The 14033-nt window shown below is 70.2% G+C and carries 10 protein-coding genes and 1 pseudogene; 6 read left to right on the forward strand and 5 right to left on the reverse strand.

The window, feature by feature from the left end:
* Positions 1-229: 229 nt before the first annotated feature.
* Together IE226_RS41195 and IE226_RS41200 are read right to left on the reverse strand one after the other, a co-directional pair.
* Positions 230-2140 (reverse strand): glycoside hydrolase family 15 protein, encoded by a 1911-nt coding sequence (locus tag IE226_RS41195; protein ID WP_190086647.1) that lies wholly within the window; start codon positions 2138-2140, stop codon positions 230-232.
* 315 nt (positions 2141-2455) lie between these two features.
* Positions 2456-3340, reverse strand: coding sequence for a LysR family transcriptional regulator (locus IE226_RS41200; protein ID WP_229871910.1), 885 nt, complete (start codon positions 3338-3340; stop codon positions 2456-2458).
* 237 nt (positions 3341-3577) lie between these two features.
* On the opposite strand from IE226_RS41200, the gene IE226_RS41205 reads away from it, so the two are divergent.
* Entirely contained in the window at positions 3578-3964 is a 387-nt protein-coding gene (locus IE226_RS41205) for a VOC family protein (RefSeq protein WP_229871914.1), read from the forward strand.
* 34 nt (positions 3965-3998) lie between these two features.
* Here IE226_RS41205 and IE226_RS44620 read toward each other — a convergent pair.
* Positions 3999-4242 (reverse strand): annotated as a pseudogene (locus IE226_RS44620) (alpha/beta fold hydrolase); the annotation flags it as partial.
* A 747-nt stretch (positions 4243-4989) separates the two neighbouring features.
* On the opposite strand from IE226_RS44620, the gene IE226_RS41210 reads away from it, so the two are divergent.
* A complete protein-coding gene (locus IE226_RS41210) occupies positions 4990-6498 on the forward strand; it encodes an FG-GAP-like repeat-containing protein (RefSeq protein WP_190086650.1) in 1509 nt (502 codons plus the stop codon).
* 492 nt (positions 6499-6990) lie between these two features.
* Here the strand turns inward: IE226_RS41210 and IE226_RS41215 are convergent, their stop codons facing one another.
* Together IE226_RS41215 and IE226_RS41220 are read right to left on the reverse strand one after the other, a co-directional pair.
* The gene (locus IE226_RS41215; protein ID WP_190086651.1) at positions 6991-7488 is read right to left on the reverse strand and encodes a hypothetical protein; all 498 of its coding nucleotides are present in this window, start codon (positions 7486-7488) and stop codon (positions 6991-6993) included.
* A 267-nt stretch (positions 7489-7755) separates the two neighbouring features.
* Positions 7756-8466, reverse strand: a complete 711-nt coding sequence (locus IE226_RS41220) for a GntR family transcriptional regulator (protein ID WP_190086652.1) — start codon at positions 8464-8466, stop codon at positions 7756-7758.
* 150 nt (positions 8467-8616) lie between these two features.
* On the opposite strand from IE226_RS41220, the gene manD reads away from it, so the two are divergent.
* From manD to IE226_RS41240, 4 genes are all read left to right on the forward strand, one after another.
* Positions 8617-9825, forward strand: a complete 1209-nt coding sequence (gene manD / locus IE226_RS41225) for a D-mannonate dehydratase ManD (RefSeq protein ID WP_190086653.1) — start codon at positions 8617-8619, stop codon at positions 9823-9825.
* Positions 9822-11339, forward strand: coding sequence for a mannitol dehydrogenase family protein (locus tag IE226_RS41230; protein WP_190086654.1), 1518 nt, complete (start codon positions 9822-9824; stop codon positions 11337-11339). Before manD ends, IE226_RS41230 begins: the two co-directional genes overlap by 4 nt.
* 86 nt (positions 11340-11425) lie before the next feature.
* Positions 11426-12820 carry an MFS transporter gene (locus IE226_RS41235; RefSeq protein ID WP_190086655.1) on the forward strand — a complete coding sequence of 465 codons (1395 nt, stop codon included), beginning with the start codon at positions 11426-11428 and terminating at the stop codon, positions 12818-12820.
* On the forward strand, positions 12817-13893 hold the full coding sequence (locus IE226_RS41240) for an L-idonate 5-dehydrogenase (RefSeq protein WP_229871911.1): 1077 nt from the start codon (positions 12817-12819) through the stop codon (positions 13891-13893). The genes IE226_RS41235 and IE226_RS41240 overlap by 4 nt, the downstream gene beginning before the upstream one ends.
* Positions 13894-14033 lie beyond the last annotated feature (140 nt).

Consider the following 14033-nt stretch of genomic DNA (forward strand, 5'->3'; position numbering starts at 1 on the left):
TCTTCGGCGGCGTCGGGGTAGCGGGTGTTCCGCTCACGCTCGTTGCCCCTTTGGCGCATATCCCGGTCACACCGCTACGAGGTCCTAACAGCTGTACCACCAGCAGACGAAGAACCTCCCGGTCTCCTACTCGCCGAAGAAGCTCGGCTTCTTCTCGAGGCCCGGGAAAAGGCGCCTGACCCGGGCTTTCACCCGCCAGGCGCCTTCGCCGAACGGCGGCGGGCCTGTCTCACCCCATCGCGTCACCGGGCGTGTCCTTGGCGGGTTCCTTGAGGCCTCGGACGGGCGGGTGGCCGTGGTCGCCGTGTTGTGGTCCGGTTGCCGCCTTCTGCATCTCTTCGTCGAGCGCCATGGCCGCGGTGACCAGAGCGAGGTGCGTGAACGCCTGCGGGAAGTTTCCGAGTTGCTCTCCCGAAGGGCCGATCTCCTCGGCGAAGAGGCCCACGTGATTGGCATAGGTGAGCATCTTGTCGAAGGCGTGACGAGCCTGGGTGAGCCTGCCACTGCGGGCGAGTGCCTCGACGTAGAAGAAGCTGCACAGGTTGAAGGTGCCCTCCGAGCCGCGCAGGCCGTCCGGGGATGCCTTCGGGTCGTACCGGTAGACCAGGCTGTCGCTGACCAGCTCCTCCTCCATGGCGTCCAGGGTGCTGATCCAGTCCGGATCGTGGGGCGACACGAAGCCGACCTTGGGCATCAGCAGGAGCGAGGCGTCCAGTACGTCGGTGTCGTAGTGCTGCACGAATGCCTGGCGCTTGTGGTGCCAGCCCCGTTCGATGATCTGCCGGAAGACCGTGTCCCGCACGTCGGTCCAGCGAGCGACATCGGCAGGGCGGGAGAACTCGTGCGCCGCGCGGATGCCGCGGTCGAAGGCCACCCACGTCATCAGGCGGCTGTAGGTGAAGTTCTGACGGCCGCCGCGGGTCTCCCAGATGCCTTCGTCAGGCTGGTCCCAGTTGTCGGCGAGCCAGTCCAGGACGTCGCTCAGCGCCTTCCAGCCACGGATCGCACCGATGTCACCACCCACGATCAGGGCGTCCGACGCCTCGCCGTAGATGTCGAGTTGCAGCTGGCCGGACGCCGCGTTGCCCGCCCGTACCGGACGGGACCCCTGGTAGCCCTCCAGGTGGTCGAGGGGCTCCTCGACCAGATGGGGATCGCCGTCGACGCGGTACATGATCTGCAGGGGGTCCGCCGAGGAGAAGCCTTCGGGGCTGATTCGGTCTCGCAGCCAGCGGCGGAAGGCGTGCGCCTCCTCTTTGAAGCCCAGATCGATCAATGCCCTGACGGACAGCGAGGCGTCACGGATCCAGGTGTAGCGGTAGTCCCAGTTGCGCTCACCGCCGGTCTGCTCGGGCAGCCCCATGGTGGCGGCGGCGATGGGTGCCCCGGTGGGCGCGTAAGTGAGCAGTTTGAGCGTGATCGCCGAACGGTTCACGATGTCCTGCCAGCGGCCCCGGTAGGTGCAGGAACGCAGCCACGACAGCCAGAAGGCACGACACGTCTCGAACGCGTCGACGCTCCCTTCGAGCGTGGGATGGGGCGGGGCGGGTTCACCGGCGGCTGTGCTGGTCAGCACCACGGCGGCCGCCTGCCCGGCGGACAGGGTGAAGCGGGCCGTGATGTCGTCTCCGTCCGGGCGGAGCGTGACGCCGGCGGTGGACTGCAGATGCAGGTCTCTGCCGGGGCCGTGGAAGAGCACGGAGTGGTCATCGGTCGCCGAGAGCGTGTGCGTGGCACGGCCGTAGTCGAAGCGGGGCCGGCAAGCGAGGGCGAAGGGCACACTGCCCCGTACGACTCGCGCGATCCTCACCAGAGTGTGTCCGTCCGCCGGGGCGGAGGAGTCGATGGGCACCATGAAGTCGGCGACTTCACCCACTCCCCCGGGCGCCATGAAGCGGGTGATCAGGATGGCGGTGTCGGACAGGTAGAGCTGCCGGACCGCCATGCCCTCCCCGTCCGGGACATCCGCGGCGAGACGGCAATGCCCTCCGCGTTCGCTGTCCAGGAGCGAGGCGAAGACGCTGGGCGAGTCGAAGCGGGGGGTGCACCACCAGTCGATGGTTCCCCCGGACGAGACGAGGGCGGCGGTCTGGAGATCGCCGACCATGCCGTGATCCGCAATGGGCGGGTACCGGTTCACAAGGCCTCCCAGTCTGGTCCGACATACTGCGGCGACACGGACCATCGCATGCCGGCGATGTGTCCGTGCCAGCGTTCCGCCGCGCCCCACCCGTCGCCTCACCCACGGAGGGTGAAACCCGTAAACGTGCCGATCTTCGTAATGGCTGAGTAGCCGCCACCTCCGACGAAGGGCCACGCGCGTCAGTGCCGGTCGGGTCGGCGGTGAGGTGGCCTTGCCGGTCAGGCCGCCGGGCGACCGGCCCAAGGTCTGCGAACACGACTACCTACCGCCACCCCAGCTGCTCCCGGGTCCTTGCGAATTGCGCCGGCACGCTCACGCGATCGGTGAATTATCGGCAATGTCTGCCGCAGCCCGTACGAACTCGCGGACACTCTGTGCGGTGTTCCCTTCCAGCCAGACCGGCCCCCGCTCGATCGGCCGTGCGTCGTGCAGCGGCACATAAACGACATCCGGCCGCGGATAGTAGCGCCGGGAATGTTCCCCGACCGGCAGAACACCCTTTCCCATCGCCACCAGCGTGAGCATTTCGGAGAACGAGCCTCCGGCCGGCCCCTTGGGAACTGGCCTGCCAGAAGGGGTGCGATCCGGTGTGCGATCCCGCTTGAACCCCGCTGAGGTCACCTCCGGATACTGCACCACGGCGTGTTCCGCGAGCACTTCGAGCGACACCGACTCCTCGCCGGCGAGCGGATGCCCGGCCGCGACGGCGAGCACTCGCTTCTCCGTCAGCAGCACCGGCCCACAGGCCATTCCATCAAACGGGTACGAAGCGATGAGGACGTCTATCGAGCCGTCGAGCAGGCTCGCGCGCGAGTTGGACAGCTGAACCTCCCGGACCTCGACCCTGCAATCGGGGTGGCGCTCGCTGAACAGGCCCGCCACCTTCAGGAGCGCTGGTGCCGTCCACTCGCCGAGGAAGGCGACCCGCAGCACTCCCGTGACACCACGACAGGCATCGGTGGCCCTTCGTAGCGCCTCCTCCATTCCGGCGACCAAGGGCACCAGGTCATCGGCCAACCGCAGCCCGACCGCGGTGAGTCGAACCGTTCTGCTGGTCCGCTCGAACAGCATGCCGCCGACCCGCCGTTCAAGCTTCTTGATCACCTGGCTGACCCGCCCGGTCGTGACGCACAGGCGCTCGGCGGTGCGTCCGAAGTGCAGCTCCTCGGCAAGCGTCAGGAAGGTCTCGATCTCCACCCGCTCCAGCATGAGCCCCCCGTTCGTTGAATCAGGCTCAACGATCGTATGGCGATTCCGCCTTGATGCCGGACTCCTCTCCAGGGGATCGTGAACAGCGCCCACCCGGACTCCACCGTCGAAGGAAACCCCATGAACAATGTCTCGGACATCACCACCGGCCCGGCCCGGACCGAAGAGCGCCGGGAGCACGGCCACCCCGCAGGAAGCCCCGGCGCCCGACCCGGACGGCCCTCGCTGCACGTGAAGGCATTCGACCACCTGGTCCTCAACGTCGAGGATGTCGAGCGGTCCCTGGACTTCTACACCGGCCTCTTCGGTCTGGAACCAGTACGCGTTGCACAGTGGCGAGCCGGCGAGGTCCCGTTCCCGTCGCTGAGAATCACCGATGAGACCATCATCGACCTGTTCAGTCGCCCTCGGGGACAGTCCAACGTCGACCACATCTGTCTGACCGTGGAACCGCTGGACTGGGAGGAGGTCATCGCTTCGGGGGTCTTCACCGTCCTCGAAGGTCCCGTCGACCGCTTCGGCGCACGGGGCAACGCCACATCGATCTACGTGCAGGACCCGGACGGCAACACCGTGGAACTCCGCTGGTACCCGCAGGACGCCTCGGCCTGACAGTGCTCGCGTCAGGTGAGGCGTCGGCCGCTGGTCACTTGGCGAGGAACGCGAGGAGGGCGTCGGTGACTTCCCGGGCGTGGGTCCACAGCAGGCCGTGGGGTGCGCCTTCGATGACGACGTAGTCGGCCCGCGGGAGTGCCTGGTGGAAGCGTTCTCCGGTGGCCTCGATTGGGCAGGATGCGGTCGGCGGTGCCGTGCAGGATCAGCGCCGGAACGTCGATCTCGGCCGCGTCGGCACGGAAGTCGGTGGACCAGGTGGCCACGCAGGCCAGGGATCGGGTGGTGGGGCGCCGCGCCGGCTGTGCCGGGCAGGGTGACGGCGGCGGCTGACAGCCCTACGGCCGCGGTGACACCGAGCAGCACGGTTCTGCGGCTCGGACGGACGGGGCGGGTGATGCGCATGCGTGAACCCCTCCTGGTGGGTTGATGTCCCCCGAACGGACCGGACAGGCGAAGTAGGCCGTTGCGTTCAAGGAACAGGGCCGGGCAAGTCACCTCGCCGGTGACCGAGTTGACGTACGTCGTCCGCCCGCACCGTGTGATCAGCACGGACCGGACTGCTGGGGGCCGACGTGCGGCATCGGCACGGAGAGCGGCGGCCGGCCTGCGGCTCGAGTGGTCCCGGGGCATTGCTCTCGCCCGGTCACCGGGAGTGGAGCGTCCTTCGTGACTCTGCAAGTCACACTGGTGCGACCAGAGACGGTAGTAGAGGTGGGCGTTGCACAGCTGGCTTGGCCCGCTACCCCGAGGTCGAGTGGGCCCAGTCGGTCACTGACCAGCTCACCGGCGTCCGCTCCATCCTCGCCCAGTTCTCCAAGCTGTCCCGCTCCTGACGCGAGTCCTGCCATGCCGGCCGCTGACCGCCACCGGCCTCGCCGCTACCCCTCCGCCACCACCGTCGCCGAATGGGCCCTGCTCGAACCCCTTCCGCCCGTACAGAGACCGAACGTCCGTACAACTATCGGCACCACTGAAAGGTCAACTGGTCGCAGCACAGCGGAACGTTGACCAAGGGAAGTCGTATGCCACGCGCCAGTCGCACCAACCGTCTCACCATGCCCCTGCTCGCCGCGTCCCTGCTCGTGGGCGGCGGCCTCTCGTCCTTCACCCTCGGGCAGGGCAGCGCCGAGGCCGCCGCCGGCGCGGCCCGCGCGGACGTGGCGGCCAAGCCCTCGGACGACTTCAACGGCGACGGGTATGGGGACCTGGTCGTCGGCGCTCCCGGCGGCACGGTCTCCGGCAAGGCCGAGGCCGGGTACGTGGCGGTGACGTACGGGGCGAAGAACGGTCTCGACCCCGCCCGCAAGAAGGTCATCAGCCGCTCCACGAGCGGGGTGCCCGGGACGGCCACCGCCAAGGAGTTCTTCGGCAGCACGTTCACCAAGGGCGACCTCGACCACGACGGTTACGCGGACCTGGTCATCGGTGTCGGTGGCAGGAGCGCGGACGCGGGCTCGGTGGTCCTGTGGGGTTCCCCCGCCGGCCTGACCGGCGGCACCAAGATCGCCACCTTCGGCCGGTCCCCGATGGCCGGGGACTTCGACGGCGACGACACGACCGACCTCGCCCTGTTCGCCGGGGTGCCGTCCTACGGCGACGACGGGGCCGTCCAGCAGGCCCGACTCTGGAAGGGCCCGATCGCCCGCACCGGCACACCGGCCAAGACCCTCGACTTCCTGGACAAGTCGCAGTGGGACCGCCTCGACAATGACCAGCACCCCGCCCCCTGCACCGAGCAGGACTGCGAGGACGGCCCGAGGAGCCTGTTGGGCCCGGTCGTCCCGAAAGCCGTCGGTGACCTCAACGGCGACGGGTACGCCGACATCGCCATGGACCGCTACGCCGGTGACGGCGAGTGGGGCAGCGGCGTCCTGTACGGCTCGCCCACCGGCTTCAAGCGCGCCCGGGTGCCCGGCGCGCCCGGCGCGCTGGCCATCGGCGACATCAACGGCGACGGCTACGACGACCTGGTGAGGGGCGACGCCGACTACCCCGAATACAACTCCAGGGCCTACGTCTCCTACGGTTCGGCGGGCGGCATCAAGGAGGAGGGGCAGAAGCTCGACCAGAACATGCCGGGCGTGCCCGGCGTCGAGGAAGAGGGGGACCTCTTCGGCAGGTCGGTGGCCGTCGGCGATGTGACGGGCGACGGATACGCCGATGTGGCGGTGGGTGCCGTGGGCGAGGACGTCGGCACCGTCGCCGACGCGGGCTCGGTCGTCCTGCTGCGGGGCAGCGCCGACGGCGTCACCGGCGCCGGGGCGCAGGTCTTCCACCAGAACACGGCGGGCGTCCGGGGAGTCGCCGAGAAGGGCGACTTGTTCGGGGCGGACACCGCGCTGCTCGACGTCACCGGTGACGGCCATGCCGACCTCGCCGCCTCCTCCGTCGAGGAGAACACGCGGGCCGGCGCGGTGTGGTCGCTGCGCGGCACCGCCACGGGGCCGACGGCTACGGGTTCCGTCGCCTTCGGACCCAAGGACATCGGGGCACCGAACCTAGCGGCGCAGTTCGGCAGCCGCCTGCGCTGACCGTCCGGTCCGAACCGTCCGCCCGGCCTTAGGCTCGCCACCCGAAGTCTCCTGCAACCCGACCCGTCCACCGGCCGCGGCCCGGCTCCGGTTCCGCATCGACAAGAAGCCCGCAGCGCAGCACTCCACGCCGAAGCTCCTGTCGAAGCCGGACCGCCGGCTGTCGGGCTGCCGGAATTGGTCAGGTTGTCTCTCGTGGCACCGTGGTGGCGCGATGCCCCCGGGCGGACGGCCGGAGAACTCCGGCCGGCCGCTGACGAGTACCGCGAGGATGTGCCGGACCCCGACCGGCGGCGCGACCGTGCGGCCCGCGCGCTCGGCCTCGACCCGGCCGGGCTGCCGTGCGAGGCGGCAGCCCTCGGCCGGTTCGTCGGCCTCTCCGGGGGCCGGTCGCCGCTGCTTGCCTCGTCGTGGGATGCGACGGCGATCCGCTCGACTCCCTGTTCAGCGCCGCTCTCAACGGGTGTGATCGGGGTCGCTGGTCGAATGCGTTTAGCTTGCGGCGTCTGACCCGGTCACCTGGCGGACCGTCGGCGGCCGGGGCGGCGGCGCGGGAGACGCTTCACGGGGCGGGAGGGTGCGGATGATCCAGTCGCGCAGGGTGGAGTATCTGACGTCGGCCCCCTGGTCGTGGAGTTCGCGTTGGAGGTTTTTGATCACCACGGTGCCGGGCTGCCACCGTTGCCGCAGGTACTCGGCGTGCGGGTCGAGGGTGCTGGGGCGGCGGGGCTCGAGGGCCACGTGGTCCTGCCGGCGGGCGGCACGTGCGTAACGCTGCACGGTGTGCCGCCCCCGGCCAAGCCAGCGCGCGATCGCCCGGATTCCCGTCCCTGCGTCGAGCAGGTCGTGCACCTGATGCCAGCGGGTGCGGGCGAGTTCTATGGTGCGGCGGTGCGAGACGGGAAGCGTCTCCCGGCGGCCGTTGATGTCGGACTGCGGTGGCCCCGCCTCCGGGGTCAGTGGGGGCAGACAGCGTCGATGGGCGCTCACGCACCGCTCGGCGGCCTTGCCCAGGTTGTTCCAGATACGCCATTTATCGGCGACCTGGGCTGCGCCCGGCGCACCGGTGCGGGCTGCGTCGCTGTAGGAACCGGACCGGTCCTGCGGTACTTCTCCGTGTACGGAGAACCGCAGGTCATCAGACGGAAGCCCTCCCTGGACTTCGGTACTCAGCAGGGACCGGATCTGCGGAAGACGAAGGACTGCGACTGGAACGGCCGCCCGCCGGCGCCGACGGGGTCGGGGTGAGCGGCGGGCTCACTCCCAGACCACGATGTTGCGTCGTACGGGCACGGTTGAGGCGTCGGCGGCGAAGAGCTCGGGTGAGTGCGCGCGAATGCGTTCGATGTCGTCGAAGACGGCTCGCAGATGCGTGCGCATGGCGGTGCGGGCGAGCGGGACGTTCCCGCCCATGATCGCGTCGAAGATCTCGCGGTGCTGGGTGACGAACACGGCAGGTGACTCGTTCTCGTGAAGACCGAGGCGCCGGGCCCGGTCCAGGTGGCCCTTGGCGGCGGCGACGGTGGTCCAGACGTTCCCGTGCCCGCTCAACCGCATCAGACCCTGGTGGAACGCCTCGTCCAGATCGAAGAACTCCTCCAGGCCCAGGTCCGATCGGCGCTGCCGGTCGAGGTTGGCCCGCAGTTCGCCGACGACCGCGGGGTCCAGTACCGCGGGCAGATCGTCCAGCGAGGCGAGCTCTACCGCCTCCCGGAGGAACTGCGCGTCGGCCACCTGCGCCGGATCGACCCGGGACACGAACGACCCGATCTTGGGGAAGACCTGCACCAGGCCCTCCTGGGCCAGCAGGATCAGGCTCTCCCGCACCGGCGTGCGGCTCACGCCCAGCGACGCGGCGAGTTCGTTCTCCGAGAGGGCGGCGCCCGGAGCGAGTTCGAGGGTCAGGACCAGATGGCGCAGTTTCAGATAGATGTCGCGCCGGTTCGTCCGCCCGTTCGTTTGAGCCATGTGCACATCGTACGTAGAACCGTGGCACAAGTATTGCCGTACTGCGATACGGATGCTTGTATACAAGTACTTCGCGACCAGGAGCGCCGAGGAATAGCGGAGCAGTGGAGTGCGGAGCAGTGAAGTACAGAGAAGTACCGAGGAGTGCTTGTGAGCAGGATCGAAAGCGTCGAGGTCTTCGTGGCCTCCCCCGGCCGGACCTTCGTGACGCTGCGGATCACCACCACGGACGGGGTGACCGGCCTCGGCGACGCCACGCTCAACGGCCGGGAACTGGCCGTCGCCAGCTATCTGCGCGACCACGTGGTCCCGCTGCTGATCGGCCGGGACCCTGCCCGTATCGAGGACATGTGGCAGTACCTCTACAAGGGCGCCTACTGGCGGCGCGGACCCGTCACGATGACCGCGATCGCCGCCGTCGACACGGCCTTGTGGGACATCCTGGGCAAGACCGCCGGACTGCCCGTCCACGCGCTGCTCGGCGGCAGGTCCCGCGACGGCGTACTCGTCTACGCGCACGCCAGCGGCACCGACGTGCCCTCGCTCCTCGACGACGTGCAGCGCTATCTGGAGCTGGGCTACAAGGCCGTACGCGCCCAGGCCGCCGTGCCCGAGGTCGGGGGCACGTACGGGGTGCGCAAGGGCAAGGTCTACGAACCCGCCGCGACCGAGCTGCCCGACGAACAGCCCTGGGACACCGAGGCCTATCTCGACTTCGCGCCCCGGTATCTGGAAGCGGTGCGGGAGCGCTTCGGCTTCGGCTTCCATCTCCTGCACGACGTGCACCACCGGCTCACCCCGAACGAGGCGGCCCGGTTCGGCAAGAGCGTCGAGGCCTCCCGGCTGTTCTGGATGGAGGACCCGACCCCGGCCGAGAACCAGGAGTCCTTCCGCCTCATCCGGCAGCACACCACGACACCGATCGCGGTCGGCGAGGTGATGAACTCGATCTGGGACGTCCAGCACCTCATCACCGAACAGCTCATCGACTACGTACGCACCACCGTCGTCCACGCGGGCGGCATCACACATCTGCGCCGGATCTTCGACCTCGCCGCGCTCCACCAGGTGCGGACCGGCTCCCACGGGGCGACCGACCTCTCACCCGTGAGCATGGCCGCCGCCGTGCACCTCGACATCGCCGTGCCGAACTTCGGCATCCAGGAGTACATGGGCCACCCCGACGAGACCGCCGAGGTGTTCCGTACGGGAGTGACGCTCGCCGACGGCATGCTCCACCCCTCCGACGAGCCCGGCCTCGGCGTCGAGTACGACGAGAAGGCGGCCGAGCGCTTCCCCTACCAGCGGCGCTACCTCCCGGTGGCCCGCCGGCTCGACGGGTCGGTGCACGACTGGTGAGCACCGACGATCTGCTGAGCCGCGGGACCCTCTCCCGGCTCGCGCCCGCACTGCGGACCGCAGTCGACCCGGCCGAACTGCGCACCCGTGTCGTCCACTTCGGCCTCGGCGCCTTCCATCGGGCCCACCAGGCGGTGTACACCGAGCAAGCCGCCGCCCGTTCCGGTGAGCCCTGGGGCATCACCGCGGTCGCGCCCCGTTCGGCCGGGACCGTACGCGCCCTGCGGGACCAGGACTGTCTGTACTCGCTCACCGAACGCCGTCCGGACGGACACCTCACACGCGTCGTGGGCTCGGTCGTCGGCGCGCTGGCCATGGGGCCGGACGCCGAGGCCGTCGACGCCCTGCTCGCCGACCCCGAGGTCACGGTGGTGACGCTGACCGTGACGGAGAAGGGGTATCACCGGTCGGCGTCGACCGGCGGGCTCGACCTCATGGCCGGGCCCGTGGCCGCCGACCTCGCGGCCGGCCCCGACGGGCCGCTTACCACGGTGGTCGGGCGGCTCGCCGCCGGATTGGCCGCCCGGATGCGGGCGGGCGGGGCCCCGCTCGCCGTCGTGTCCTGCGACAACATGGCGGGCAACGGCGCGGCACTGGCCCGGGTCGTCCACGACTTCGTCCGCGCGTCGGACTGGCCCGACCGCTCGGAGATCCTGGACCGGCTGGCCGGGGCCGTCGCCTTCCCCGCGACCGTCGTGGACCGGATCGTGCCCGCCACCGGCGAGGCCGACCGGGTGACGGCCGCCGCCGCGCTCGGTATACGGGACGCGCTCGCCGTGACGGGTGAGCCGTACCGCCAGTGGGTCCTCGAGGACTCCTTCACCGCGCCCCGGCCGCCCTGGGAGCTCGACGGAGCCCTGTTCGTGCCGGACGTGGCGCCCTATCAGCTCACCAAGCTGCGGTTGCTGAACGGCTCCCACTCCGCCCTCGCCCACCTAGGCCTGGCCGCCGGACTCACCACGATCGCCGAGACCATGGCGACGGACTGGGGCGAGCGTGTCGTACGGGCGCTGTGCGCGGAGGTGGCGCCCACCCTCCCCGCGGGCGGCCCGGACCCCGTCGCGTACGCCGACGACCTCGTCGTGCGCTTCCGCAACCCCGCCATGCGCCATCTGCTGCGGCAGATCGGCTCCGACGGATCCCTGAAGATCACGGAGCGCTGGCTGCCCGCCCTGCGCGAACTGCGCGTCCACGGCGCGAAGACGCCCCCGGCGACTCCGGCGGCCCCGATGACTACGGCGACTTCGGTGACAACGGCGACCCCGGTGCTCGAACTCGCCCTCGCCGGCTGGGTGCACGGCACCCGCCGGGCCGGCGCGCCCGCGGCCGGCGCCCCCTCCGATCCCGTCGCCGAGGCGCTCGCCGCCTGCTGGACGCCCGCGACCAGTCCCGTCGAGACAGTACGCGCCCTGCTGCGTGTCCTGGGCGCGGCGGATCTGGCGGACGACCACGCCCTCACCGCCGCCGTCGCGGACCGGCTCCCGGCCCTGGCCGCCGGACGCGTCGAGCTCTGACCCTCCCCAGTCCCCGGACCCGCCCTCGTCCCCGTCCCCGTCCCCGTCCCCAACAGCTTCCTCGGTTACGAACAACGGAGTTCACGATGAAGGACAGCGTCATAGCCGCTCAGCAGACGCCTTCCGCACAGCGCAGCACCCGCGATCTGACCCGCGCCGCCGTGTCGGGCTGGCTCGGTACGGCCATGGAGTTCATGGACTTCCAGCTCTACTCGCTGGCCGCCGCGATCGTCTTCAACAAGATCTTCTTCCCGGACGTCAGCCCGGCCATCGGACTCATCGCCGCCATGGCCACCTACGGCGTCGGGTACGTCGCCCGGCTCGCCGGGGCCGTCTACTTCGGGCGGATGGGCGACCGGCTCGGCCGCAAGAAGGTCCTGTACATCACCATCCTGCTGATGGGCGCCTCCACCACCCTGATCGGAGTCCTGCCCACGTACGCCACCATCGGCATCCTCGCGCCGATCCTGCTCGTCGTACTGAGGCTGGCACAGGGCTTCGGCGCGGGCGCCGAGATCGCGGGGGCCACCGTCATGCTGGCCGAGTACGCGCCCGTCAAGCGGCGCGGCCTGATCTCTTCGCTGGTCTCGCTCGGCACGAACTCCGGGACGCTCGCCGCGTCGGGCCTGTGGGCCATCCTGCTCGCCGTGCTCAGCGAGGACCAACTGCTGTCGTGGGGCTGGCGGTTGCCCTTCCTGCTCAGCTTCGGCCTGATGATCTTCGCGGTCTGGGTGCGGCGCAGTCTCAAGGAGAGCCCGGTCTTCGAGAAGCGTCCCGATGTCGTCGACGGTGTGGCGCTGGCCCGTGACGAGGTCGAGTCCGTGATCGCCACCGCCGACGAGCACGAGGGCAGTGTCCTGGCGGCGGGCATCCGCCAGCGCAAGGGCAAGGCGTTCTTCCTCGCACTGGGCCTGCGCTTCGGCCAGGCCGGCAACTCCGGGCTGCTGCAGACGTTCCTCGTCGGCTACATCGCCACCAACCTCGCGGTCGGCCGGTCCGTGCCGACGGACGCGATCGTGTACGGCTCACTGGCGGGCTTCGCCACCGTGCCGCTGATCGGTCTGCTGGGTGACCGCTTCGGACGCCGCGCGGTCTACCTCGCGCTCTCCGCGCTGACCGTCGTCCTCGCCTTCCCGGTGATGCTCCTCATCACCTCCGGATCGACCCCGGGCGTGATGCTCGGCATGATCCTCGGTCTGAACGTCGGAGTCCTCGGTCTGTTCTCCCTCGAAAGCGTCACCATGGCCGAACTCTTCGGCTCCCGCACCCGGTTCACCCAGCTCGCGCTCTCCAAGGAGATCGGCGGCATCCTCGCCACCGCGATCGGGCCGGTCCTCGCGGCCACACTCACCGCCGTCACCGACAGCTGGTGGCCCATCGCCGCCATGCTCATCGTCTACTCGCTCATCACCTTCGTCAGCGCGTACCTCGCTCCCGAGACACGCGGACGCGACCTGGTCCGGCTGGAGGACGCCGTATGAAGACGCTCACCCCCCGGATGAGGGCGGTCGTGGTGCACGGCCCCGACGACGTCCGCGTCGACGAACGGGCCCGGCCCACGCCCGGCGCGGGCGAGGTACTGCTGGCCGTGGAGTGGGGCGGAATCTGCGGCTCCGACATCGCGTACTGGAAGAAGGGCGCGTCCGGCACCGCCTCGCTCGCGCATCCGCTGGTGCTCGGGCACGAGTTCGCCGGCCGGATCGCCGCACTCGGCGACGGAGTCACCGGCCTCGACGTGGGACAGGCCGTCACCGTCCATCCCGCCCGGCCGGTCGGCGACGGCGTCCTTCCCGAGCGGATCGCCGGACGGACGAACCTCTACCCGCGCGTCCGCTACTTCGGCTCGGCGGCCTTCGACCCGCACACCGACGGCGGGTTCAGCGAGTACCGGACAGTCGACGCGGCCCAGATCCGGCCGCTGCCGGCCGGCGTGACCACCGAACAGGGCGCCGTCGCCGAGCCGTTGGCCGTCGCGCTGCACGCCGTCGGCCGGGTACCGGAGCTGCGCGGCCGTACGGTCCTGGTCAACGGCTGCGGCCCGATCGGCTCACTGGTCGTCGCCGCCGCCCGGTACCGCGGTGCGGGCCGGGTGATCGCCGCGGACCTGTCGTCGTCCTCGCTCGCCGTCGCCCGCGCCATGGGCGCCGACGAGACACGTGACCTCTCCGCGGGCGAGGTGCTGCCCGAGGACGTGGAGGTGGTCTTCGAGGCCTCCGGCGCCCCGGCCGCGCTCGGACCCGTGCTGCGGGCCACGGCCCGGGGCGGCACCCTCGTCCAGGTCGGCAACCTGCCCGGTACGGCCGTGGCGGCGGCCCTCGGCGACCTGGTGACCCGGGAGATCACCTGGATCGGCTCGTACCGCTTCGTCGAGGAGATCGACGACGCACTGCGCGCCCTCGGTGACGGACTGGACGTGACCCCGCTGATCACCCACCGCTTCCCGCTGGAACGGGCCGGGGAAGCACTCGCCGTCGCCGCCGACCCGACGAGCGGCAGCAGCAAAGTCATGCTGCGGCTCGGATGCCACCCCACCCAAGACGTGCATTCCGACTGATTCCGAACATCGACCATGCCCGCCTTTCACCACGTCCACCAGGAGAGTCCGTGTCTGCGCCATCCTCGGCCAAACATGGGGGGTGCCTCTATGTCCTTCGTCAAGGCGCCCCTGTCGGGGTTGGGATGATTTGGCCTTGC

This window comes from Streptomyces longisporoflavus (assembly GCF_014649775.1).
GTDB lineage: Bacteria > Actinomycetota > Actinomycetes > Streptomycetales > Streptomycetaceae > Streptomyces > Streptomyces longisporoflavus.